General features: G+C 43.1%; 21 protein-coding genes and 4 tRNA genes. 16 read left to right on the forward strand and 9 right to left on the reverse strand.

Annotated features, from left to right (window positions below):
- Positions 1–91: 91 nt before the first annotated feature.
- Entirely contained in the window at positions 92–523 is a 432-nt protein-coding gene (gene uraH / locus A3K91_RS02375) for a hydroxyisourate hydrolase (protein WP_084387230.1), read from the forward strand.
- 86 nt (positions 524–609) lie between these two features.
- On the opposite strand, the gene trhO is transcribed toward uraH, so the two are convergent.
- From trhO to metX, 4 genes are all read right to left on the reverse strand, one after another.
- Positions 610–1,644, reverse strand: coding sequence for an oxygen-dependent tRNA uridine(34) hydroxylase TrhO (gene trhO / locus A3K91_RS02380; protein ID WP_167541805.1), 1,035 nt, complete (start codon positions 1,642–1,644; stop codon positions 610–612).
- 281 nt (positions 1,645–1,925) lie between these two features.
- Positions 1,926–2,507, reverse strand: coding sequence for a tetratricopeptide repeat protein (locus A3K91_RS02385; protein ID WP_062843851.1), 582 nt, complete (start codon positions 2,505–2,507; stop codon positions 1,926–1,928).
- 403 nt (positions 2,508–2,910) lie between these two features.
- The gene (gene metW / locus A3K91_RS02390) at positions 2,911–3,528 is read right to left on the reverse strand and encodes a methionine biosynthesis protein MetW (RefSeq protein WP_062843852.1); all 618 of its coding nucleotides are present in this window, start codon (positions 3,526–3,528) and stop codon (positions 2,911–2,913) included.
- Complete coding sequence (gene metX, locus A3K91_RS02395; protein ID WP_062845823.1) at positions 3,525–4,883, reverse strand: homoserine O-acetyltransferase MetX; 1,359 nt, start codon at positions 4,881–4,883, stop codon at positions 3,525–3,527. Before metX ends, metW begins: the two co-directional genes overlap by 4 nt.
- 474 nt (positions 4,884–5,357) lie before the next feature.
- Between metX and hemH the strand changes: the two genes are divergently transcribed.
- Positions 5,358–6,377, forward strand: coding sequence for a ferrochelatase (hemH, locus tag A3K91_RS02400; RefSeq protein ID WP_062843853.1), 1,020 nt, complete (start codon positions 5,358–5,360; stop codon positions 6,375–6,377).
- Between the two features lie 183 nt (positions 6,378–6,560).
- A complete protein-coding gene (locus tag A3K91_RS02405) occupies positions 6,561–7,412 on the forward strand; it encodes a BPSS1780 family membrane protein (RefSeq protein ID WP_062843854.1) in 852 nt (283 codons plus the stop codon).
- Between the two features lie 113 nt (positions 7,413–7,525).
- On the opposite strand, the gene A3K91_RS02410 is transcribed toward A3K91_RS02405, so the two are convergent.
- A complete protein-coding gene (locus A3K91_RS02410) occupies positions 7,526–7,873 on the reverse strand; it encodes a hypothetical protein (RefSeq protein WP_062843855.1) in 348 nt (115 codons plus the stop codon).
- 163 nt (positions 7,874–8,036) lie between these two features.
- Between A3K91_RS02410 and A3K91_RS02415 the strand changes: the two genes are divergently transcribed.
- The gene (locus tag A3K91_RS02415) at positions 8,037–9,323 is read left to right on the forward strand and encodes a right-handed parallel beta-helix repeat-containing protein (RefSeq protein WP_062843856.1); all 1,287 of its coding nucleotides are present in this window, start codon (positions 8,037–8,039) and stop codon (positions 9,321–9,323) included.
- Positions 9,324–9,392: 69 nt separating this feature from the next.
- Here A3K91_RS02415 and A3K91_RS02420 read toward each other — a convergent pair whose 3' ends face one another.
- The 4 genes from A3K91_RS02420 to A3K91_RS02435 all read right to left on the reverse strand — a co-directional run bounded on the left by A3K91_RS02420 (position 9,393) and on the right by A3K91_RS02435 (position 14,682).
- Positions 9,393–10,181 carry an SDR family NAD(P)-dependent oxidoreductase gene (locus A3K91_RS02420; RefSeq protein ID WP_062843857.1) on the reverse strand — a complete coding sequence of 263 codons (789 nt, stop codon included), beginning with the start codon at positions 10,179–10,181 and terminating at the stop codon, positions 9,393–9,395.
- A 181-nt stretch (positions 10,182–10,362) separates the two neighbouring features.
- Positions 10,363–10,884 carry a hypothetical protein gene (locus A3K91_RS02425; protein WP_062843858.1) on the reverse strand — a complete coding sequence of 174 codons (522 nt, stop codon included), beginning with the start codon at positions 10,882–10,884 and terminating at the stop codon, positions 10,363–10,365.
- Positions 10,885–11,105: 221 nt separating this feature from the next.
- Positions 11,106–14,084: a DNA polymerase I gene (polA, locus tag A3K91_RS02430; protein WP_062843859.1), complete on the reverse strand. Its 2,979-nt coding sequence runs from the start codon at positions 14,082–14,084 to the stop codon at positions 11,106–11,108.
- A gap of 184 nt (positions 14,085–14,268) precedes the next feature.
- The gene (locus tag A3K91_RS02435) at positions 14,269–14,682 is read right to left on the reverse strand and encodes an organic hydroperoxide resistance protein (protein ID WP_062843860.1); all 414 of its coding nucleotides are present in this window, start codon (positions 14,680–14,682) and stop codon (positions 14,269–14,271) included.
- A 303-nt stretch (positions 14,683–14,985) separates the two neighbouring features.
- Between A3K91_RS02435 and A3K91_RS02440 the strand changes: the two genes are divergently transcribed.
- The 12 genes from A3K91_RS02440 to rimI all read left to right on the forward strand — a co-directional run bounded on the left by A3K91_RS02440 (position 14,986) and on the right by rimI (position 25,387).
- Positions 14,986–15,912 (forward strand): hypothetical protein, encoded by a 927-nt coding sequence (locus A3K91_RS02440; RefSeq protein WP_062843861.1) that lies wholly within the window; start codon positions 14,986–14,988, stop codon positions 15,910–15,912.
- A 159-nt stretch (positions 15,913–16,071) separates the two neighbouring features.
- A complete protein-coding gene (locus A3K91_RS02445) occupies positions 16,072–17,667 on the forward strand; it encodes a peptide chain release factor 3 (protein ID WP_062843862.1) in 1,596 nt (531 codons plus the stop codon).
- 202 nt (positions 17,668–17,869) lie between these two features.
- Complete coding sequence (locus A3K91_RS02450) at positions 17,870–18,724, forward strand: RsiV family protein (RefSeq protein WP_062843863.1); 855 nt, start codon at positions 17,870–17,872, stop codon at positions 18,722–18,724.
- 117 nt (positions 18,725–18,841) lie between these two features.
- Positions 18,842–19,972, forward strand: a complete 1,131-nt coding sequence (locus A3K91_RS02455) for an FHA domain-containing protein (protein ID WP_062843864.1) — start codon at positions 18,842–18,844, stop codon at positions 19,970–19,972.
- Between the two features lie 362 nt (positions 19,973–20,334).
- Positions 20,335–21,831: an anthranilate synthase component I gene (trpE, locus tag A3K91_RS02460; protein ID WP_062843865.1), complete on the forward strand. Its 1,497-nt coding sequence runs from the start codon at positions 20,335–20,337 to the stop codon at positions 21,829–21,831.
- 181 nt (positions 21,832–22,012) lie between these two features.
- Positions 22,013–22,088 (forward strand) — tRNA-Thr (locus A3K91_RS02465).
- Positions 22,089–22,154: 66 nt separating this feature from the next.
- A tRNA-Tyr gene (locus A3K91_RS02470) sits at positions 22,155–22,238 on the forward strand.
- Positions 22,239–22,319: 81 nt separating this feature from the next.
- Positions 22,320–22,393: transfer RNA gene (locus tag A3K91_RS02475), tRNA-Gly, on the forward strand.
- 106 nt (positions 22,394–22,499) lie between these two features.
- Positions 22,500–22,574, forward strand: a tRNA-Thr gene (locus tag A3K91_RS02480).
- A 210-nt stretch (positions 22,575–22,784) separates the two neighbouring features.
- Positions 22,785–23,102 (forward strand): DUF6122 family protein, encoded by a 318-nt coding sequence (locus tag A3K91_RS14175; RefSeq protein ID WP_062843866.1) that lies wholly within the window; start codon positions 22,785–22,787, stop codon positions 23,100–23,102.
- Between the two features lie 274 nt (positions 23,103–23,376).
- Entirely contained in the window at positions 23,377–24,567 is a 1,191-nt protein-coding gene (tuf, locus tag A3K91_RS02490; RefSeq protein ID WP_062843867.1) for an elongation factor Tu, read from the forward strand.
- 328 nt (positions 24,568–24,895) lie between these two features.
- Positions 24,896–25,387 carry a ribosomal protein S18-alanine N-acetyltransferase gene (gene rimI, locus A3K91_RS02495; protein WP_062843868.1) on the forward strand — a complete coding sequence of 164 codons (492 nt, stop codon included), beginning with the start codon at positions 24,896–24,898 and terminating at the stop codon, positions 25,385–25,387.
- Positions 25,388–25,408 lie beyond the last annotated feature (21 nt).

The raw sequence follows: 25,408 nt of genomic DNA on the forward strand, positions 1-25,408 counted from the left end.
TTCCGACTGGTTTTTGTAAAAGTCTAATACAAAAGCTGCTAACTAATCTAAAAATAATCTATTGAACAACATAGTGTTGAGAAGAGGCTTTATGAATAATAACTTACTAAAAGCGATTGCCTTTGGAGGTGTGTTGGCTACTACTGCGGTGGCGAGCCATGCTGCGGGTAATCAAGAAAACTACCAGCTATCCAGTCATATTTTGGATATCAGTACAGGTAAACCTGCGCCAAATGTCAATGTGAAGCTAATGATGCAAGATAAGGCAGGCGGTTGGAAATTACTGAATACTCAAAAAACGGACGCCAATGGACGTATTGGCAACTTTTTACCGAATCAAGATGGTGTTCAGCACGATGGTACTTATAAGCTTATCTTTGAGACAACTCCTTATTTTCGTAATCAAGGTCTGAAGTCTTTTTATCCTTATGTTGAAGTCAACTTCAACATTGAAGGCGACAACCATTATCATGTGCCAATCACTTTATCGCCATACGGCTATAGTACGTATCGTGGTAGCTAAATTGTATTGAGTGAAAATAAAGACAAAAAAACACCTCAGCTAAATCATTAACTGAGGTGTTTTTTTTGGTTCAATTAGAAGCAAATTTATTCTGTTTTGGTTTTTTCGTCCGCTTCAGCTTGACGACGGGCTTCAATCTTGGCGGCTTTGCGTTTTTCTATGACATCCATGACATCGCTACCGATGTGAGCTTCGCCGCGTTTTTGTGCTAACTGCATTTGATGCTCACGCTCGCGGAATCGGGCTTTTTGCTCATCCGTTGCTTTATCGATGCAATGCGGGCATGATTCGCCTTTGATGTAGGCGGGGCTTTGCATATCATCAGCAGTAATGGGCATACGGCAGGCAAAACATTGCTCATAGCTGCCTTTTTCTAAGTTGTGATTGACCGACACACGGTTGTCAAACACAAAGCAATCGCCTTGCCACATCGATTCGCTGACTGGGATTTCTTCTAGATATTTTAAGATGCCACCTTCTAGATGATAGACTTCTTCAAATCCTTGCTCGCGCATATAGGCAGTGGATTTTTCACAGCGGATGCCGCCTGTACAGAACATCGCAACCTTTTTGTGTTTGGCTGGGTCCATCTTTTTGGCGACATATTCTGGAAACTCACGGAAGGTTTCCGTGTTTGGGTTGACCGCGTTTTGAAACGTCCCAATTTTCACTTCATAATCGTTTCGTGTATCGATCAGGATAACGTCTGGGTCTGAAATTAGTGCATTCCACTCGCTAGGTTTGACATAACGACCAACGGACTGTAGCGGATCAATATTCTCTACGCCCATGGTCACGATTTCTTTTTTGAGTTTTACTTTGGTGCGGTAGAATGGTTGAGCATTGGTATAAGACTCTTTAAAGGTAAAGCTGCCAATGGCTTCAATGCTGCGCAGATAGTCAAGGACGTTATCAATGCCTTGACGTGTACCAGAAATCGTACCATTAATACCCTCGCTTGCAATGAGTAACGTACCTTTAACGTCATTATCGAGCATAGTATTTAAAATTGGCTCACGGTATTGCTCAAAGTCGGCAAAGCGTGTGAACTTATAAAGGGCTGCAACCACGATATTATTGGTGACGCTATCGTAGGCGGGAGCCGATTTGTCATTAGGCATAGTGGTTTCTTGGATACTACTATTTTGAGTGGTGCTCATGTCTTTCTCCTGCTGGCTGGGTCGCAAACCCAGTGCAATACGTTAAGTCTTTTGAGGTGATAAAAACACTGGCGCAATTGTGGAATTGACCAATGCGCGCGTAGTGTAGCAAATTTTGGTAGGGTTTTGAATGGGTTATATAGAAATGTTTTATAAATAGTGACTAAAATAAGGGCTAACCAAACACAAAAAAGCCCAGTAAAATACTGGGCTTTTTTATATTCACTGCGTAAGCGTTGAGTTTACTTACTCTGGAACCACGTATCTGCTTTACTACGAGCACTAGCAATATCAGCACTTGATAAGTTCAATGCCAATTGACCGATTTTGCCACGAGCTTTGTTACGAACTTTTTCATCTAGCATGCCATCACGGGCAGCCAAGTCGTACCATTTATAGGCATCAACCAAATTCTTTTGCTTTTCATCTAACAAGGCAAGCGTATAGCTGGCACGGTTATCGCCGCGCATTGCTGCTTTTTCTAACCAAATACGAGCTTGTTGTAGGTTTGGTTGTACCCCTTCACCGCGCAAGTACATGATGGCAAGGTTCAACTGAGCAGGAGCGACACCTTGATTTGCCGCTTTGGTGTACCACTGGATAGCTTGTTGAGTGTTTTGGGCAATGCCTTGGCCTTTTTGTAGGCGTTTGGCTAAATAAAATTGAGCGTGATCATTACCTTGAGCAGCGCTGGCAGACAGCTCACTGACAGGCATTAGCTCAAAACGTGAGGTATCAAGTGGCACGTTTGATATTAACTCAGCGTTTGCAATACCCGCACAAGAAAACAACGCGGTAAACAACGCAGCTTTTAATAATTTCATAGCAGCTCCAATATTAGGCAGTTAATAAGCAAAAGAAAAAGTTGTACCGCTGAACCGAATTAAGCGGCAGTAACAATTAGGTGAAATCTTGCAGTATCAACTTACCTAATCATTAGCAATATAATTTATCATGGTAGTGTTGCAATGGACCAACATTGGACCCATAAATGGTCGCCGTGGCGGTACTGCTGACACTATTTCGCTAGCTTAACACCCAAACTTACGAAACTCAAATACTAATTACACGATTCAATTCCTATCTATACCTGTTTGACCTTAATAAAATCATAGAGTTACTTGATTGTAATAATAAAACCAAACTTTATTAAGGTTAAGAATTGTACCTGCAGAATTTCTTGGCGCTTATTGTTTTCAATTATATTTTATTGACTGGCTGCTATTGTTATTCTGGTTTTTGTTTGGTAACGCGATAGATAGCGACATCTGCTAATAAATTGGGCGCTTGTCGTATCAAGGTTTTCATCAAGGGAGTATGTCCTTTTTCAGAATCACTGACCGCAAAGCGGTTGATGATATGAATATCGTGCTTGGCGCACAATTGCTCAAAATCTTTAAAGGTGCATAAATGAATGTTTGGTGTGTTATACCATTCGTAAGGCAGCGCTTCTGAGACAGGCATCAGACCTTTTAGTCCCAAATGCAGACGGTTTTGCCAATGGGCGAAATTCGGAAAGGTAATAACGGCTTCACGAGCAACGCGTAGCATATCGAGTAACAAGACATCAGGTGCTTTTACTGCCTGTAGTGCCCGTGCCATAACAACTGTGTCAAAGCTATTGTCAGCGAAACGCGCTAGACCGTCGTTGAGATCTTGTTCAATAATAGACAGGCCTTTTGCGATACCATCATTGATTTTTTCTTCATCAATCTCAAGTCCGTAGCCCGTCACCCCGCGATGTTGTTGCAAATGTGCGAGCAGCTCCCCATTACCACAGCCTAAATCTAGCACATGTGACTGCGGCGCAATCCAGCGCTCAGCCAGTTGATGATCCATTCTCATGAGCGTGCTCCTGTTGGTTGCTGGCGATTGTTTTTTGGCTGGCGGTCTGCAATAAATGGCGCCGTTAAAAACCCTTTGACAGCGCCCATATAACGCGGGATGTCGAATAAAAATGAGTCATGACCGTGCGGCGCGTCGACGTTGATGTAGTTGACGGGTTTTCCTGTTGCCATTAAGGCATCAACAATCTCTTGCGAGCGCTCTGGGGCAAAACGCCAGTCAGTGGTAAAGGACACAACCAAGTATTGGCATTGTGTGTGGGCAAATGCCGCTTTAAGCGCTGTCAGCTCTTGCTGACGGTTGTGCTCATTATTACTGATAACGGCTAAATCGTCCTCTAGCTCAATTTGAGTGGCTGTTTTGGACGCTTCGACTGATGCACCAATTGAGTCTTCAAGTTCTGTTACAGGCTCTGTCGTTTCTGTAGACGGTGCTGAAGGACAATCAGATGTCAAATAGCCACGTGTTGGGTCAAAATAGTCTAGCGCTTTGGTCATCAGTAAATATGTGTTGGCATCGAAGTTTTCGCTAAAACGCTCACCTTGATAGCGCAAGTAGCTCTCAACTTGGAACTCAACATCGTAGCCATACATAAATTTGCCAGACTTTAAGTCACGACCGAATTTGGCCTTCATGGCATCATCAGTCAGATAAGTAATATGACCCACCATTCTTGCTAAGATCAGACCGCGACGAGGGTAAGTACCTGCCTGCAAGTAGCGCCCATCCTTGAAGTCAGGGTCAGAGAGAATGGACTGACGCGCCACTTCATTGAAGGCGATGTTTTGTGCTGACAGCTTGGGCGTACTGGCAATGACCACACAGCGCTTCAGCCTGTCTGGATAATCCACCGACCATTGGAGCGCTTGCATGCCGCCCATTGAGCCGCCAACGACAGCGTGCCAAATGTCAATACCAAGTCGGTCTGAGAGGATGGCTTGAGTTTTTACCCAGTCTTTGATAGTGACCAAAGGAAAGTCAGGGCCGTATACTTGAGATTCGCTATGCTCGCTTGTATCGTCATCTGCATGAACGCTGTCTGGATTGATGGTGGTTGGACCAGTAGAGCCAAAGCAGCTGCCAATATTGTTGACACAGACCACATAGAATTGATTGGTATCGATGGCCTTATTAGGGCCAATCATATTATCCCACCAACCCGCTTTTTTATCATCGTTACTATGAAAACCCGCGGCGTGATGGCTGCCTGATAGGGCATGGCAAATAAGCACCGCATTTGATTTATCGCTATTGAGCGTACCATAGGTTTCGACTATTAAGTCAAACGAGGGCAGCGTACGATTGCACTCTAAGGTCAATGGCTCAGCAAAATGAAAAATCTGGGGCGTGACGATACCTACGGAGCCTACAGAGTTAACCGCATTAGTTGAATGGACTGTTTCTTTAGGAAGAAGGTCACTGGTATTATCAGGGCGTGCGTTCAAAGCTACCTCGCAAGACTACAATTATCATTAAAATAAAATGGCAAGATGTCGATAGAATATTTGACTGACACCGTTTTTACCTACACTGTTTTTTACCCACTTTTCATTACCACAGGCCTGCCTATTGTATGGTGATGCGCATATGAGTACAACCTTCATGCAGCTTTTCGAGCTGAGTTTTTATAGAGGCAGAATGATGCAAGTGAAAAAGGTATGATCAAACACTGAGTATCAAATTGTGTCAGCACACTTTTACCCTGCGTTATTAATAGATAAAATGCTACACTTACATGGCGTTGGTTTAACACTGACTTAATAATCTGTTATCGACTTACTTTGCCTGTCATCTTGTATTTTTTAATTAACCAATAAAATAGTGCTGCTATGAAACCTGAACTGCCTCCACGTATTGCTGTCCTATTAGTTAACCTTGGTACACCAGATGAGCCGACCGCGCCTGCGGTACGTCGTTATCTGAAACAGTTTTTGTCAGACCCTCGTGTGATTGAAATCCCAAAGTTCTTATGGGCGATTATTCTGAACCTATTTGTTTTGCCCAGCCGTCCTAAACGTGTGGCAAAGGCTTATGCCAGTATTTGGGAAGGAGATTCACCGATTCGTAAGATTCTAAAGAGTCAAGTTGAGCAGTTAGAGCCACGCTTGGCCAATAGCGTTGCGCCATTTCGTGTCTCTGTACATCCTGCCATGAGTTATGGTAATCCAGGTTTACCGGATGTGATGGATACACTGCGTAGCGAAGGCGTTGATCATTTTGTCGTATTGCCTTTATTTCCGCAGTACTCCGCGTCGTCAGGCGGTGCGGTATATGATGCGCTGACCAAATGGACGCTTAAGCAACGCAATCTACCCAATTATACGATTGTGAAAGATTATTTCGCCCATCCGTTATATATTCAAGCATTGGCAGACTCGATACGTCGGTTTCAAGCGAAACATGGCAAGCCTGAAAAGCTGATGTTTAGCTTTCATGGTATTCCGCAGCCTTATGCTGACAAAGGCGATCCGTATCCCAGTCGTTGTAAATGTACGGCAGCGCAAGTGGCGCAGACACTAGGTTTGCAAGCAGATGAATGGATTATCAGCTTTCAGTCACGCTTTGGCAAACAAGAATGGGTGAAGCCTTATACGGACGTAGTGTTAGAGGACTGGGGCAAGTCTGGCGTGCGCTCAGTACAAGTAATTAGTCCTGCGTTTTCAGCCGATTGTTTAGAGACACTAGAAGAGCTTGCGATCGAAAACCGTGATAACTTTTTGGAGGCAGGCGGGCAGGAGTATCATTATATTCCAGCGTTGAACTTGGATGAAGCGCATATTGATTTGCTCGAAGCGTTAAGTGCGCCATTGGTTAAAGGTTGGGCAGGCACCTTGGATGGTTGGGCATAAATAAATCAGTTGATAGCCAGCCTGACACAAAGATAATGAGTAAAAATACCGAGCCTGTCTGAGGTTCGGTATTTTTTTGTTAGGATAACTTTTATCTGAATAGATATAGTGAAATAAAGTTGAGATTGTTATCAGCAATGTGCAAAACTATGGCAATATTTATGGTTATTTTTGAGGGTTAATATGTCTATCTCTAGTGGTACACCCAATACGGTCTCACTACAAAAAAATAATGCACTGCCACCAGAGTTACCGCCAGTAGATGAGTATGGCAAGTTATTGCCGCAATTATTAGCTGAGCCTAGATCTGGCAGCGCTGGCTGGGGTATCAGTTGGATCACCAACGCTTTTGCCCTATTTAAAGAGCAATTTTTGTTATGGATAGGAATGGTGGTAGTGTATTTGATCATCATGGCGGTCACGAGCGCGATTCCTGTTATCAATCTTATTTTTTCTATTATCTCTTTTGTGTTTATTGGCGGAATAATAAAAGGCTGCGCTGCGCAAGTAAGTGGTAAAGAGCTGAGATTCAATCATCTTTTTTCAGCATTTGGTACACATTCAGGGCCGCTGATTATTTTATTCTTACTGTACGTTGTTGCCCTTATTATTGCTATTGTACCCGCAGGGATTATATTTGTGGCTTTAGCTCATGTGCTGAGTAGTTCGGACAGTATCAATAGCGTGCTATCGGCCGACCAAATCAGTAATGGCACTATCATAGCGTTGTTACTTGCCTCATTGGTCGCCATACTAATCTTTATACCTTTATCTATGGCAGTTTGGTTTGCACCTGCCTTAATCGTATTGCACGATATACGTCCTATCGAGTCAATGAAAATGAGCCTCAAAGGATCGTTAAAAAATATCGGACCTTTATTTGTATTTTTCCTAGTAGGGCCGATTATTGCTTTGTTGGTATTTACCCTTACATTGGGAATCGGCATGTTAGTGTTAGTACCAATTGGTATGATTACCTATTATACAAGCTACCGTGACGTTTGGACCGATCAGCCTCTATCTGCGACGACTTGATTTCTCCGTTTTCTCATCACATTGACATATTGCTATACGCCACAAAAAAGCCTGCTTTATTTTATAAAGCAGGCTTTTTTAGTATATACGCGCGTCAAACATTTTATTTATTTTTAAAAGTCATCATCATTACTACGCTCTGCTGCTTCTCTGTCTGCAATATCCATCGTATCAGGATAATGACTGTCATCAAGATTGTCTTGTACCAGCAGTTCATCAACACGTGATTCATCAAGGTTCTGGCGATGTATAGGCGTCAAACCTTGCGTGGCATCCGTGCCCACTTCTGAGTTATCAAACCCAGCACTGTTATCAATCACATCATCGTTGTCAATCGTGTGTAGCATTGGATTGTCTAAGTCGACCAGTTGATTGTCCTGATCTTCAGAGTCATTATTGCTAGTCGTGTTACCGTCAATATGATCCATCTCTTCTGGTAATGGGGTTTTTGAATTTTCCATGGAAGCTTCCTTATTATTATTAATTAAAAATAGATATTGATTAGAAATAGATGATTTTGTTTATCAAGGGTAGTTTGACGGGTTATGATAATGGCGAATAGTGGTAAGGTGTCACAGCATGTTCAAAAAATGTAAGACGGCCAAACAATCAAAAAGGTCATATATGGTAGCCACTCGTCATTTCTTCCTCCCCTTATCTCTGATAACTGCCACTGTTGTCATGACGGCATGCGAGCGTTTGCCCTTTATCTATACTGGTTCTGACTATGATGCTGATATAAAACTGCCTCTTATTATCGATGCTCATTTACCAACTGCCACGACGACGATAGATTGTGCAGCGTTAGTTCCTAATCAGACAGTGATCGTAAAAGGCCATAGTGTCATCAGCCAAGGCTGCGACCTGACAAAAAAATCGATACGGTTTGAGCTCAATACCTCGGACAGCTCCCTTGATTGTCAAGGCGCGATGCTCAGCCTTACTGCCAATGATGCATCAAAGGCGAGTGCCATTACCATCAGGCCTAAGACCGATAGTGCTATCAATAATATTGCTGTGGCCAATTGTCATATAGATGGCTATGGTCACGCCCTCCATATTCGTCAATATAGTAATCCTAACCAGCGTTATGCGCGCGGTTTGATTGCACCTGCTGCTAATCGAGCGCTTGCGCCAAGTGATATTCGAGTCAGTAATGTCACTAGCCGCAACAGTATCAATAGCGGCATGTTCGTGGGTGACCATGTACATGGTGTTACTTTTGATAAAGTGTATATCCAAAACGCAGGGACAGTAGGATTGTATTTGGAGTTTGGTAGCCGCGATAATGTGATTAAAAACTCAGTTTTTGTAGGCAATGGCTTTCGAAATTTTAAGCCCAATCGTGAGGCAATAGCGGTTGATTCCTCTAGTAACAACCTGATTGAGCATAATCGTTTTATCCATAATGGCGCAGGTAGTGTGCTTTTATATCGTAATTGCTTTGAGCATGCCAATGACCCTGCGCGCAGTAATCATTTTAAGCGCACCGAGTCGAGTCGTGACAATATGATCCGTCATAACGTTTTTCAAGAAGAGCCAGTTGGGGTTTGGATAGCCTCAAGACAATCCCGCAACCTAAAGGGCTTTGAATGCGGGGCGTATTTGATTAAACAAACCCCATTTACCAGCTATCACTTAGATAGTGCCAAAGACAATCAGGTGATTGATAATCGTTTTGAGCAAGTAGAACAGGGTATTATTATCGAAGATGACAACACACTTGTGAGCGGCAATCAATTTGCAGCAACCGTAGATTTGCCTATCAGCATTGGCTCTGAGATACGTGAAGAGAGTCGGGCAGGCGCGATAAAAGGGACGATGATGAAAGACAATGTGTTTGTCGATAAGACCACGGAGCAAGCAATAAAGATTCGAGAAGCAAGCAAAACGGCCACTCTTATTAAGTAGCCGTTTTGAGAGTTATTAATTATTGAGACTTGTTGATTGTGATGAAAGGGCGAGACGCGCACAGACCGTTTATTTGGCGCCAATCTTAGTATTGACCCAGCGTATCAATGGATCAGGGGTGATTTGCGCCAGTGTTTGAAAGGCTTTGGCTGGCATGCCAACAGTGTAATGCACGCTTTTTAACTTGCGATTGGGACGTGTGGTAAGTTTACATAAGGTTTTTGCTACGTCATTAACAGTCAAATTGATACCTAAGCGCTCTACGCTGGTTACGTTAATATCGGCGGTCATGTCTGATTTGACCCAAAGTGGCATCACATCAATCACTTTAATACCTTGCTTTGCATACTCGATATTTAGGCCTTCAGTGAGACCACGTACAAAAAACTTACTGGCAGCATAGTTTGCCACTTCGGGCTGGCCGTAGATTGCAGATGCAGAGGAGACATTGATGATTTTGCCATCTTGACTATCCGCCAGATGCGGCGCAAGTTTGTGACAGCCAATCAGCACACCTTTACAATTCACATCAATCAGAGACAGTTGTTCATCGAGATCGGTTGTGGGCAGTGCGCCACTGACCAACACGCCTGCGTTATTGATTAAGACATCAATGCCACCAAATCGCTCAAGCATCTGATTGATGGCATTATCCCATGAGTTAGGCTGAGTCACGTCAAGTTGACCTGTGATGACCTGATGTTTTTTGACTGACTTTTTAAAGGATTTGTCTTTAATGGCCTGCTCAAGAGTCGCCGTATTGGTGGCAAACAACCCAACATTATGCCCTTTTTTTGCTAACTGCTTGGCAGTCGCAAGACCAATACCACGTGATGCGCCTGTAATCAATATATTCATAACAAGAGACTCAGTTATTATTTATTATCAACAAATCGAGAGCAGGCATTCAATGCCTTATCACTCGGACTGATATTTAGTATAACAAATCCATCTGTCTCTATTTTATGCAGGCATGTTGGTTTTATTAAAAATCCTGTTTGTAACTGACATGAGATAAAAGTGTGATTAAAGCTCTTATTTATCGCGTAGACGTTTGATAGTGTAGCTCGCTTGCCTCCTTTTGTTGATTTGCATAGTCATTTATGTTCAATCGCCACAGATATATGAGGGCAACAGCATAGATGATAGTCTCCGAAATCTCTTCGACGAAAACACCAAAATCTTTAGGGAATAATATGGCATTTTCACCCATATACTGCACGACTGCCAGTACGGCGACACTGCCATATAGAGATAAAGGGGCTTTTTTTAATAAAGCCCAAAGGTAGCGCCACGAGTGGATCAACAAGCCTACCACTACTAAATAAATGACTGTGAGAACCATATCTTCCCACCAGTCATAAGAGCGGCTGAGCAAGGTAAAGTTATTTGGAACAAATAAATCTGGTAAATAGTTTAGCTCTCGGCGTATCGCAGTAACAAATATCAGCACGCCTGCCAGCCAAAAAGTTTGCGCCCGTCTGATGTGGCTCTGCAAAAAATAGTGTAGGCAACGTAGTAAGCAGATAACTAAAATGATGTTACCAGGAATTTCGATCATGCTTTCAGGGCTTGTGATAATAAACTCCCAATACTTAAAAAATAAAAAGTGAGCACAAAGGCTCACTGTAGGTTAAAACTCATTCAACTACGTCCGGCTTGGTCAATGGTCATTATAACGTCAACGTTGATCACATGCTGTTGGTTAATATAACTAACGAGTCATAAGGCATTGTTAATATAGACAATACAACCTATGTCCAAGCCAATTTAAGTCAGTGATTAATGCGCCTCATCCCAGTTTTGGCCACTGTCCGTCTCGACCAGTAATGGCACAGCAAAGTCGATATTCCAGCCTTTGTCTACCGCTGTTGTGGTCAATACATCTTGCATGGCGTGGGTAATCAGCTGACTGACTGCACCCACCTTATCGGCATCAACTTCAAACACCAATTCATCATGTACCTGAAGTAACATTTTGGCCTGATCTTTTGGTAATACTTTATCGACTGCAATCATGGCAAGTTTGATTAAATCAGCCGCTGAGCCTTGTAGTGGCGCGTTAATCGCCGCACGTTCAGCGCCTTGCTTGACCATACGGTTGCTATGATTGATATCTGGCGTATAGAGCTTACGGCCCAATATGGTCTCGACATAGCCTTTCTCATAAGCACTGGCACGCGTGTTGATCATGTAGTTTTTGACACCAGGATAACGCTCAAAATACATATCGATGTAATCTTGCGCTTCACCGCGGCTCATTTGCAACTGCTTGGCAAGACCAAAAGCGCTCATACCATACAGTAGGCCGAAGTTAATGGCTTTGGCATTACGGCGCTCCGTTGGTGTGACATCCGCGACATCCTTGCCAAGCACCTCAGCAGCGGTCGCCGCGTGAATGTCCAGCCCTTCATTAAACGCATGGGTAAGGTTATTATCGCCTGAAAAATGCGCCATCAAACGCAACTCAACTTGTGAGTAATCCGCGGCCAAGATGACGCGACCTTCTGGTGCAATAAACGCTTGGCGAATTAAGCGACCGGTCGCCGTACGAATCGGAATGTTTTGTAAATTGGGCTCTGTAGAAGACAAACGGCCCGTACTGGTCAAGGCTTGGTGATAACTGGTATGGACACGATCGGTCTCGCTATCTGCAACATTATCAAGTGCATCGGTATACGTGCTCTTTAGCTTAGAGAGACCACGATACTCAAGAACGATTTCGACCAATGGATGGTCAATCTTGGATAACACGGCTTCACCCGTCGAGTATTGACCAGACTTGGTTTTTTTACCACCAGCAACACCCAGCTTTTCAAACAATACTTCACCAAGCTGCTTAGGGGAGCCGAGGTTAAATTCTTCTCCAGCCACTTCATAAGCGCGTTTTTCTAATGCGATGATTTCTTCGTCAAAGCGTTTTGATAGCTCGTTTAAGAATGGTCGTTTGATAAGAATGCCGTGCGCTTCCATTTGGCAAAGTATCTGTGCTGTTGGAATCTCTAGCTCGTGGAGCAATTTGGCGTTATTGCTGTCATTTGCCATCTCTAAACTGAATACATCAAACAACTGATAAGTAATGTCCGCATCTTCACAGGCATAATCACTGGCGATATCAATAGCGACCTGATCGAAGGTGACTTGTTTGGCGCCTTTGCCCGCAACGTCTTCATAGCTGATGGTTTGGGTTTGTAGATAATGGCGTGCCAAGTCGTCCATACCGTGACGAGTGACCGCCGCATTGATCACATAGCTGGCAAGCATGGTATCCATTGCCCAGTTGTTAGGGTGCTCATGGAGCGCGCCAACAAGGTCAATGTCATAGTGAGCGAGAATATGCGCATCGTACTTTAGATGCTGACCAATTTTGCCAATGTTTGGGTTTTCTAAAATAGGCTTTAAGCGCGTCAATACCATGTCGCGATCAAGCTGTTTGGCTGTTAGCTCATCGCCCTCTAAGCTGTGGGTAAGCGGTATATAGTAGGCTTCATGAGCTTTTACGGCAAACGATAGACCGACGATTTGCGCCTCGCGCCAATGCACGCTGGTGGTCTCAGTATCAATGACAAAATGCGGCACGGATGCTAATAATTCAACTAGACTGTCAAAAGCTGGCTCATCTAAAACCGTGTGCCATGCTTTGTCGTGACTTTTACTGTCTTTGGTATCCGTGATTTTTGACGACTGTAAGTACTTTGCTACCTGTGCTTGTGATTCAGCCTCGGCTTGGCTGTCAGCGACACTTTGTGAGCCATTGGCTGGATGATTTGGATGATCGAGCGAGGCCAGCTCATTTCTAAACTCAAGCTCACTATATAGATCGCGTAGTTCGTCTATGTGCGCACAAGGGTCAGTATTGATTTTTAAATCATTCCAATCTTGGCCAATCTCCAAGTCTGTGACGATGGTGGCAAGCTTGGCATTGAATGGAATCTCATCGGCATGATCAATTAAGCCCTTTGCACCGCGACCTTTGATAAAACCAATGTGTTTTAGCATGTTGTCGATGGTGCCATACTCAACGAGCAGGTCTTTGGCCGTTTTTTTACCGATACCCGGCACGCCTTTGATACCATCAGAGGTATCGCCCATTAAGGTCAAAAAGTCGATCATCTGATTTGGGTTAATGCCGAACTTATCAATCACTGCTTGGGTGTCTGTTATCTTACCTGTAAAGCTGTCTTCCAATATCACGCAGTCATTGACCAGCTGCATCATATCTTTATCACCAGTTGAGATAACCACATGATGACCTTGTTCAACCGCACGGTGAGCCAGTGTACCAATGATATCGTCGGCTTCTGCGCCTTCAATACGCAATAGCGGAATACCTAAGGCGGTGACCAAGCGGTGAATATAAGGAATCTGCTCGACCAGCTCAATATCGATCGGTGGACGTCCTGCTTTATAGTCGGCAGACATATGATGGCGAAAGGTAGGAGACTTGGTATCAAAGCACACGGCCATATGGGTCGGATGATAACGACGCATCAGCTTCAATAGCGCATTGAGCGTACCACGGATGGCATTGGTTATCAGCCCTTGTGAGTTTTGCATGGTTTTAGGCAAGGCGTGATATGTGCGAAACAGATAGTAAGAGCCATCCACCAAGATAAAAGGCGGCTGGTTTTTGTCGACGTGATCGGTGCTCATCGTCGCGACGTTGGGCATGGTAGCAAAGTTTGGTAAGGTTTCAGGATTGATGGCTTGGTGGGAATTATGATCACTGTCTGTGGTGATGTCGGTTGTATTATCGGTCATAAAAGTCACTTATCAGCTATTGGATAAAATATACCCTTATTATAACGATAAAATCAGCGCGTGCCGAACTGCTGAAAAGTTAAGAGATGTTCTTATGGGTAAACTTCCAATGCCATACCCAACATAAAAAAAGAACCCAGACAAGCTGAGTTCTTTTATTATCGGTAATAAAGCTTCTGATATATTATTTTACTTCTGACGTGACTTCTACATCGATATTGCCACGAGTTGCTTTTGAATATGGGCAAACTTGATGCGCTTTTTCGACCAATTGTTGGAATTCATCTGCTGACAATTCTGTGTTCTCACCAACCACATGAATTTTAGCAGCTAGTTTATAGTCATGACCTTCGCCTTGAAGCAAATCCACTTCTATTGAAGTGGTTGAATCAAACTTGGCTTTTTCCATTTGTTTAACAGCACCTAATGCACTATCGAAACAAGCGCTGTAGCCCATCGCAAAAAGCTGTTCTGGGTTATTGCCTGATTTTCCAGAGCCTGGTGGTACCATATTGATAGTAAGATCATTGTCACTCAGGCTGACTGAACCGGCACGGCCGCCAGTAACGGTTGCTTTAGTAGAGTATAACGTTTTCATAATTCATCCTTTATTTTAGGTTTTTGTGGTTAAGTGATACTTATTAGTATAAGATTTTTGATATAGCGTTTTTAACATCGGACTTAGCATAACAAACCACTAAGTTATTTGTATAAAGCAGTCGTAAATATATACCCTGTCTTTGTAAGTGAAATGTTAAGTAAAAAGATTATAAGGTGACGCATCGACAAAGTTTTAGGTATAAACTGAGACTGTATCAATATAAACTAATAATACAGAGACTTATACTAAAATCATTAGAGCGGATAATAAGAGCTCTATCAAGCACAAGGACATTAGTTGATGAACAAATTGATTGTTGTACCGAGTATTTTTTCTTTGGCCGCTGTGATACTTGTCGGCTGCGGAGAAGACGATGGTACTTATAATTCTGACGGTAGTAGCAACCAGATCACACTGACTAAATTTGCCAATAGCTATGACAGTCAAGCCAATGCCAGTGCAATTGCTCGTATCGATGAGATGTACCGCAGCGGCGAACATGAAATAAAGACAAAAAATATCGTCAATAATTATATCAATCAAAGTTTGAATACTTTAGACAAAACCGTGCTGGCTGATAACTTTGAAGGGCAGCTTGAAAATAAAAATATTGAAGTCGATAATCGCACGGTCAAACGCCCCATTTATGAGAAAAATAGTAATAATAAAGTCACTTATGAAACGACCTATAAAACGTTAAATTTATCTAGTCTACAAGCCACCAGCTATAGCGCTGGCACGAACAGAGAAAACAGTCGAGGAATTTTGACGGACTTAAACAATTATCCTCGTATTCCAGCTAATGTCGCATTCCCAGCCGGTTCAGTGTGTTATATTCCAGTGGTCAAGAGTGATCTCTCGTTTTTAGTCTTTAACGAAAAGAACAAGACTGGATACGCATCGATTGATAAATGGATTGAGGGCGCTGAAGATCGCTTCAATGACAACAGAGATTATAGAACCTCTCAGTTTGGTGTTGGCGTCAGTAACAAGCACAAAGCGGCGCAAGTGACGTTCTTTGAATATCAAAATCAGCCTTCTTATCAGTACAATGGCGTCGAATATACTGACGGTAGTAATAGTAGTAAGGGCACTTATGAGGCAGATTATATTGCCAAGGGTACGACAGAACCCAATACCAACAGTCTGCGCGGTTTGGTAGATTGTACAATCGTCAATGAAGTCGCAGGGGACTTCTTAGCGACACAAATTCAGCGTTATTATTGATCCCAAAAAGCCAATAACACTCTCTATTTAAAAATTAGAGGGTGTTTTTTTTGTGCGCTAATTCTGCACCCTGACGCTAAATCCGCTACAATACGTCCATTATTTATCCTATTTATTTAGATTGTCTTCTAAATGACATCACTATTGAAGCCGAATACTATGAGCGTAGAACCAAAAAAGTTAAGTAAAGAAGTTGCCAAACGCCGTACCTTTGCCATCATCTCGCATCCCGATGCCGGTAAAACCACCATGACCGAAAAGCTATTGCTATGGGGACAGGCCATTCAGGTTGTAGGTGAAGTCAAAGGCCGCAAGACGGATCGTCATGCGACCTCAGATTGGATGAGTATGGAGCAAGAGCGTGGTATCTCAATCACCACATCCGTCATGCAGTTCCCTTATCAAGATCATATCGTCAACTTACTAGATACCCCAGGTCACGCCGACTTTAGTGAAGATACTTATCGTACCTTGACCGCCGTAGACAGCGCGCTGATGATGGTCGATGGGGCAAAAGGTGTTGAGGAACGTACCATCAAATTGATGGAAGTCTGCCGTATGCGCGACACGCCCATCATCTCATTTGTGAACAAGCTCGATCGTCAGATTCGTGAGCCGCTTGAGCTACTGAGTGAGATTGAAGCAGTACTAAAAATCAAATGTATTCCAGTGACTTGGCCTATCGGTATGGGACAAGATTTTGTGGGTGTGTATCATTTAACCGAAAATAAGACATACTTTTATCAAAAAGGTAACGGCGGTAAGATGACCGTCGCTGAGACCCGTGAAGGTTATGATTATCCTGACGTCCGTGAGCGTTTGGGTAGCCTGATGTTTGATGCCTTTGAAGAATCGCTTGAGCTGGTACAGATGGCACTAGAAGAGTTCAGTGTTGAGGCATTTTTGGCGGGCGAGATGACACCTGTCTTGTTTGGCACAGCACTGGGTAACTTTGGGGTCAATATGGTGCTTGATACGCTAGTCAAGTACGCACCGCCGCCCAAAGCCCACCCTACCAACGAGCGTGAAGTGAGTGCTACAGAGACAGATTTTAGTGGTTTTGTCTTTAAGATTCAGGCCAACATGGACCCGCGTCACCGCGACCGTATCGCGTTCTTACGTGTTTGCTCAGGTAAGTACGAAAAAGGTATGAAACTCAAGCATGTGCGTTTGGGTAAAGACGTGCGCATTGCCGATGCCTTGACTTTCCTTGCAGGTGACCGCGAAGCACTAGAAGAAGCGTATCCGGGTGATATTATTGGGTTGCATAATCATGGCACCATCTCTATCGGTGACAGCTTCACCGAAGGCGAAGAGCTAAACTTTACGGGTATTCCGCATTTTGCGCCTGAACTGTTTCGCCGTGTGGTACTAAAAGACCCACTCAAATCAAAAGCATTGCAAAAAGGTCTACAGCAGTTAAGCGAAGAAGGTGCCACACAGGTATTTATGCCGCAGATTAATAATGATTTAGTTTTAGGTGCGGTAGGGGTGCTACAGTTTGAGGTGGTCGCGCATCGTCTCAAAGAAGAGTACAAGGTGCAATGCGTGTTTGAGCCAGTATCGATTGCAACTGTACGCTGGATTCATTGTGATGACGAAGTTGCGCTTGCGAAGTTTAAGAAAAAAGCCCATGACCAATTATCAATAGATGGTGGCGGTTATCTCACCTACCTTGCGCCATCACGCGTTAATTTGCAATTGATGCAAGATCGTTATCCCGAAATTACATTTAGCAGTACGCGTGAGCATTAATACTCGTGGTTTTATCGTATGATTTATCTATTAAGACACGCTGGCCGTGTCTTTTTTATTGGCTACAAATTGTGTGACAGATATGCCGATGGATGTATAAATAAGTAGCAACGTTCCAAAAACTCCAACAGTGTTCCTACAATACATCGCAATTGTTACGCTAAAATATTCGGTAACAACTTAGATTTCCAAATGAGGATATATGGACACTACGAATCAATTGAATACTCATTCATCCGTATCACCTGCATGCTTATCAATGAGACTAAGCCGTTTATGTTTGATGAAAACATTGGCAGCTGGCTTGGTTGTAGGTGCCATAAGCGTGTCTGCAAATGCGACCAATGTCATTAGCAGTACCACGTATCTTGAGTACCAGTTGCCCGAAAAAATACAAGAGATGTGTACTGAGCGTGAGAACTGCCCAAAAATTGAAGTCAAGTATCTCAAAACCAATCATCCTTGGATCAACGATATTACCAATGCTCGCATCAATAACTTGGTGGTAAATAGTAAGCCGACCGAATCAGCGCCTATCAAAACAAAAAGTAGTCCAGCAGAAGTACAAGCGGCTATCAATGATTTTGCAAACTCACAATTTGTAGATATGCCAGAAGACAGACAATGGGCGTATGAGCTGATGGTAACACCCAACTATTTGGGTCATGTGGGTGATGCTGAGCTGTTTGAAATAGAATCGTACTCGTATACTGGTGGCGCTCATGGCATGTCTTATAGCGAATATTTAATATTTGATCCCAGCACCAAAAAACAAATCAAGCTGGATGATATGCTGGTCACCGGAAAAAAATCCCGCTTCAAAACCCTTGCTTATAATGCTTATAAAACGTGGGTAAAAACGTTTGATAATGATGTGAGCAGCTATGAGAAAAACTGGCCATTTACATTAAGTGATAATGTGACTTTGACGGATAAAGGTATCGATATCCTATATCAACCTTACGCTATTGGACCTTACGCCTCTGGTATGCCTACACTAAGTATTCCCTATAGCCAGCTGAATGGGGTGATAAAACCTCGCTTTATTCCCAAATAGCGTGCACAGTCAATTTATAGAAAATGACTGATATCGAAATAATTGTAAATCTTTAGAAAATTGGTAGTAATTATTCAGAATATTTTGGAATTCAACAGAAAAACAAGGAGTGATGACATGACGAACCCTATACATGATGAGCTTGATACAAGCAAAACAAACACGTGGGCGCTAAATGCTTTAACAGAAGCGCTTGGGGATTTGACGGTGACAGTGAGTGAAAGCTTGTCTGTTGGTCGTGGTAGCGACAATGATGTCGTGCTCGGTAGTAAGCAAGTATCACGCAATCATGCCGTGCTAAGCGTTTTGGATGGTCAGTTATATGTGAAAGATTTAGACTCATCAAACGGTACGTTTATCAATAATGAGCGTATTGAAGGGAATATGTCGAGCCTTTTACAAGCAAATGACACGATTGGCTTTGCCAGTTTTAATTTTCAGGTCAACACCTCTGTTGCCGATGCAGAGATGGACACATCAACGGATGCATTGACGCCAGTGATGGCAGATGACGCAGCGACTATTATTGATACTGATACTAATACTAAAGAACCAGTAGTAGCGGCTGAGCCAATCGCCGAAGAGACTATTACTCAAGCACCAGTGACTCAAGAGCCAGTGGTTGAAACGCCAGTCACTGACGAATCAATCGCTGAAAAGCCAGTAGCTAAAGAGCCTGTTGTCGAAGAGCCAATCATTGAAGCGCCAGCCGCTCAGGAGACCGTCGTGAAAAAAACAAATATCGAAGAGATGTTGCCTGTTAAAGATGAGGTGGTGCCAACACCGAGCAATAGTGATGCAACCATATCAGATGCGTCATCGACAGCCGCGACACACGAGTCTGCCAACACTTTAGAAACGTCGCCAACCCCAACGACTGAGCATGAGCCGTTAGTGGAGGCCGAGCAGCCAGCTGTACATAAAGAACAAGCTATCCATGAAGAGCCGGTCGTTCAGCCTGAGCATGATAAGACGACCAAAACGGAGCTACAAGAAGAGGCAGATCCTGAAGTTTTACGTGCCAAGCAAGCAGCTACAGCGCAGTTTTCAGGTACAGCCAATTTGGGTCAAGGACATGATCTTGGTACCACGGGTAATAACGCAATGGATCAAGCAGTCGATAATCCCGCGACCACAGAACAAGTGGAGAAAAAACCAAGCGGCGGCTGGTTTATATGGGTATTTATCGCCTTGATTATCATTGGGGTGGCCCTATGGCTGTTTAACATGGGTGGCGCTGGTGCCTAGTGATAGCCCTTTGCTTGTACCTTATACGATTCTTAGTAAGAGTAAGGGAAGTTAAAACATACAAGCAATCACTCAATCGGTAACTGATCAGTCGGTTTAAGCAGCGATAATGCCAGTGGGCTTCGTCATAATTGCGCAGCCGCAGGTTAGATAAGCATCAGCGACATAGCTATTTATGGCATAGGTATTAATAATCCAGTCGTAACAAAGCCATTATTATCAGTTACTGTGAGTTTTTATAACGATCCATTTTTTATAGCGTCAGCATTCAGTAGAGTGCTGACGCTATATTTTGTTTGTCATTTTACTATTGTGTTTATTGTTCTTATCTTTTGCCAATATGTTGTTAAGAGAGCGTTACTATGATGACCTTTAAAGAATATCAAGCGTTTAAAGACCGTGGCTTTAGCCATGCACCACTGGTAAAAAAACGTTTGATGGATGCACAAACGCCAGTGTCTGTGTTTTCTAAAGTGCGCGACTTGAATGGTTCTGCATATTTATTTGAATCTGTTGTCGGTGGTGAGCGCTGGGCACGATACTCAATGATTGGTCTAGGTAGTGAGCTGATTTTGCAATACGCAGATGGCAATATGACCATCAAAAAAAATGACCATATCGATGTAGAGCCGGTAGATGATCCTTTCGATTATATCCGAAAGCTCATGGCAGAGTATAAAATGCCAACCGAAGATGACATACCGACCTTACCAAGTTTTAGTGGGGGGTTGGTTGGTTACTTTGGTTATGACATGGTACGTGTCATCGAGCCGTCAGTGGGTCTGTCTGATGCCCCAAACCCCATGTCGATGCCAGACATGTGGCTGATGCTATCAATGAGTGTGATCGTTTTTGATACTCTAGAAAACACCTTGTCTATCATTGTCTACGCTGACTGTCATACGGAAGATGGATATGGCACTGCTATCCGTGAGCTCGAAAAAATTGAAGACAAATTGGCAGAAATGCCAAATCTGAGTGCACCAATTATGCCGACACCGGTGTTTACATCGCAGACAGGGGCAGAGAAGTATTGTAGCGATGTCAATAAAATAAAGGACTACATCTCAGCAGGTGACGTGATGCAAGTCGTTCCAGCGCAGCGTCTCACTGCTGATTATCTGGGTGACTCATTGGCAGTGTATCGTGCTCTGCGGTTTTTAAACCCCTCTCCTTATCTGTTTTTGGTACATGGTTATACGCTTGACGATCATAAGCGCTTTGACATCATTGGTGCATCACCTGAGATACTATCGCGTATCGAAAATGGCAAAGTGACTGTCAGGCCGCTGGCGGGTACGCGCAAACGGGGTAAAGATGATGCAGAAGATTTGGCACTTGAGCAAGAGCTGCTGACTGACGAGAAAGAAATCGCTGAGCATTTAATGCTCATTGATTTGGGTCGTAATGACATTGGCCGTGTCTGCGAGTATGGCAGCGTCAAAGTGACTGAGAAAATGTTTATTGAGCGTTATTCACAAGTGATGCACATTGCATCCAATGTCGAGGGCACCATATCACCGGATAAAGACGCACTGGACGTATTCTGTGCCACTTTTCCTGCAGGAACGCTATCGGGCGCACCCAAAATTCGCGCCATGCAAATTATCGATGAGCTAGAGCCAGTGCGTCGAACAGTGTTTGGCGGGTCAGTAGGGTATCTTGGTTGGCATGGCAACATGGACACGGCTATCGCTATTCGTACCGCAGTAATGCGCCGTGGTGAGATTCATATTCAGGCAGGAGCAGGGGTGGTCGCTGATTCAGTGCCAGAAGCAGAGTGGGAGGAAACCAATAAAAAAGCGTTGGCCTTGATAAAAGCCGTAGAAATGGCCTGTAATGGTTTGCGTATTCGTTAACGATGCCATATAAAAAACGGTATAAAGCCATCAGTAGAATAAAGATGCGTACTTTTATTTTTGAAAAAATTATTATAATCAATAACTTAAAAATTATTATGAAAATAATGATAAAAAATATGAAAAAGTACTTGCGTCTTTCAAAATATTTGATAGAATAGCCACCACTTTAAGAGAACAAGCCGACTTAGCTCAGTTGGTAGAGCAACTGACTTGTAATCAGTAGGTCGCCAGTTCGATCCCGGCAGTCGGCACCATCTCTCTTAAAGTAGCTTTTTATGAATTTGCCTTAATTGAAGTCATCTTTGTTCAAAGCAACCTAAGGTGGGGTTGGGGAGCGGTCAAACCCAACAGACTGTAAATCTGTCGCGAAAGCTTCGAAGGTTCGAATCCTTCCCCCACCACCATATTTTAAAGTTTGTCATAGCGCCAAGCATGCTCTATATACTAGAGACTCTCGATTAGAGTCTATTTGAACAAGAGCAATTGCGGGTGTGGTATAATGGTAACACCTTAGCCTTCCAAGCTAATGACGCGGGTTCGATTCCCGCCACCCGCTCCATATATACACCATCGCAAAAGTTATAAATAATTCATCACGACAGCCAGTTCTTTAGTACTGTGTCGTGATATTTTTTTTAGTGCAACTTGTTGGTTGACTAAAATTTGCTCATATAGCTCAGCGGTAGAGCACTCCCTTGGTAAGGGAGAGGTCTCGAGTTCAATTCTCGATATGAGCTCCATTTATTATTTACATCTTTTGTGCTCGCCATGCTATTAATATAGCCTTGCATCGACGTTGAAATTATAAAATATTGAAATATATAAAGTTAGTGCGATAGGTAATGATTCAAAGGTGACACTGAGGTGTTGCCTTTTAGTGCTGTCAGCATATTAACAACTTATTGATCTGAATGATTTGATATCGATAAGGTGGGAACAAATAAACAAGCATGCAGACGTTTATACATTATTTTTTGCATTTTGGCTTTCCGCTTTTTATCGCAGTTATATTCTTTAAAAAAGAGTGGAAAAAGGCATACTTGATTTTACTCGCGACAATGTTAGTGGATGTAGACCACTTAGTAGCGAATCCAATTTTTCAAGCCAATAGATGCAGCATTAATTTTCATCCGTTACATACTTATTATGCAATGCTCGTCTATATTGTTTTGCTTTTTTTCCGCAAGCCTTTCAATATTATTGGAATTGGATTGCTTTTCCATATGTTGACGGATTTTACAGATTGTTTGATGATGTCAGCCAGCTAATATAGCTGTTCTGCATATCAAGATAGAATAACGATGATTGGTGTTACAAACAATTTAGATCTTTGTCTATAATACAGCAAAATTGTTTTCGATTATGAGATGTATGACTATTTAAGATAAGTCAGCGTATAATAACCGATACAAAAGATTGGTTCGAAGCATTGTTTTAGCAGTGGTTCGTGCGGTTGATAGCTAGGTTTATGATGATTTGATTCTATTATGAGCCACTAAACAGCTTTTTATTGATCATTCACTAAAAAAAGAGGAATTACCCATGGCAAAGGCCAAGTTTGAACGTAACAAGCCACACGTCAACGTCGGTACCATCGGACACGTTGACCATGGTAAAACAACCCTAACTGCTGCAATCGCAACAGTAGCTGCAAAAACTTCTGGCGGCGAAGCCAAAGACTACGCGTCTATTGACTCAGCCCCTGAAGAAAAAGCACGTGGTATCACCATCAACACCTCACACGTAGAATATGACACTGAAGCACGTCACTACGCTCACGTTGATTGCCCAGGTCACGCCGATTATGTTAAAAACATGATCACTGGTGCTGCCCAGATGGACGGTGCAATCTTAGTAGTATCAGCAACTGACGGCCCAATGCCACAAACACGTGAGCACATCTTGCTATCACGTCAGGTTGGCGTACCATACATCATCGTATTCATGAACAAATGTGACATGGTAGATGACGAAGAACTACTAGAACTAGTAGAAATGGAAGTTCGTGAATTATTGAACGACTATGACTTCCCAGGTGATGACACCCCAATCATCAAAGGATCAGCCACTGAAGCCCTAAAAGGTTCAGAAGACAAGTATGGTGAGCCAGCAGTAGTAGAACTATTAGGCGTACTAGACACCTACATCCCAGAGCCAGAGCGTGACATCGATAAAGCATTCCTAATGCCAATCGAAGACGTATTCTCAATCTCAGGCCGTGGTACCGTAGTAACTGGTCGTGTTGAGTCTGGTATCGTAAAAGTTGGTGACGAGATCGAAATCGTTGGTATCCGTGACACTCAAAAAACCACCTGTACTGGTGTAGAGATGTTCCGTAAACTGCTTGACGAAGGTCGTGCAGGCGAAAACTGTGGCGTACTACTACGTGGTACTAAGCGTGAAGACGTACAACGTGGCCAAGTACTAGCTAAGCCAGGTTCAATCACGCCTCACACCAAGTTTGACGCAGAAGTATACGTACTGTCAAAAGAAGAGGGTGGTCGTCACACACCATTCCTAAACGGCTATCGTCCACAGTTCTACTTCCGTACCACTGACGTAACTGGCGCAATCCAATTACAAGACGGTACTGAAATGGTTATGCCTGGTGATAACGTTGAAATGGGCGTAGAGCTTATCCACCCAATCGCTATGGACAAAGGTCTTCGCTTCGCAATTCGTGAAGGTGGCCGTACTGTAGGCGCTGGTGTTGTTGCTAACGTATTGAACTAATCCATCAGTCTCAGTAATGAGAACTTGAGTTAGTTATAAGAAAGCCACCCTCTATTTGAGGGTGGCTTTTTTTTGGATATGAAAAAGTGATTTCATAATATAGCTAATCTTAAATAAAAAAGTTACAACAATGATGCTGGACTGCCAACGATATATTTTTTTCGCCTCTGTCTGCGAAGGCACAGCAAGCAAGAAAATATGACGTTAGCAGCACTGTATATATTTTATAGTGGATTGACTATAGAAATAATATCTGTCTACATGAACAATGCCTATTCTACATAGCGTCTGTAGTAGACTAAACATTATCAAAATAAAAGGAGAAACTGTGGTTGTCATAGAGAATGTATCAGTACATGCAGTCGACTATCAGCAGACCATTCAAGCAGTAGCTGATATAGAAGCAGTGGTTCAGCCGCATGATGCATGGACGTATCAGACACTGATTACTTTGCTTGAGCAAGACAGTACCGCAATACTGATTGTTTATGATAAACAGTCAAGTACTGCCCTCGATCAAACAGTCATGAGCTATTGCTTATACCAAGTTATTTTTGAGCAAGCTGAGATATTGCGTATTGGCACCCATCCTAACTATCAACGCCAAGGCATTGCGTCACAACTGTTTGACAAGTTAAATAGTGAACTGCTCCATAGACAAGTAGAAAACCTTTTGCTCGAAGTACGGGCGGATAATATTCCAGCGATCGCTTTGTATGAGCAGCAACAGTTTGTAGTGATTCATAGGCGTAAAGGCTACTATCAACTAAAAGATAAAGCGGCTATCGATGCGTTGATCATGCAACGAGTGTATACGTAGAAGTAGCGAGTAGGTACGTGC

Source organism: Psychrobacter alimentarius (genome assembly GCF_001606025.1).
In the GTDB taxonomy this organism is placed as follows: Bacteria; Pseudomonadota; Gammaproteobacteria; order Pseudomonadales; family Moraxellaceae; genus Psychrobacter; species Psychrobacter alimentarius.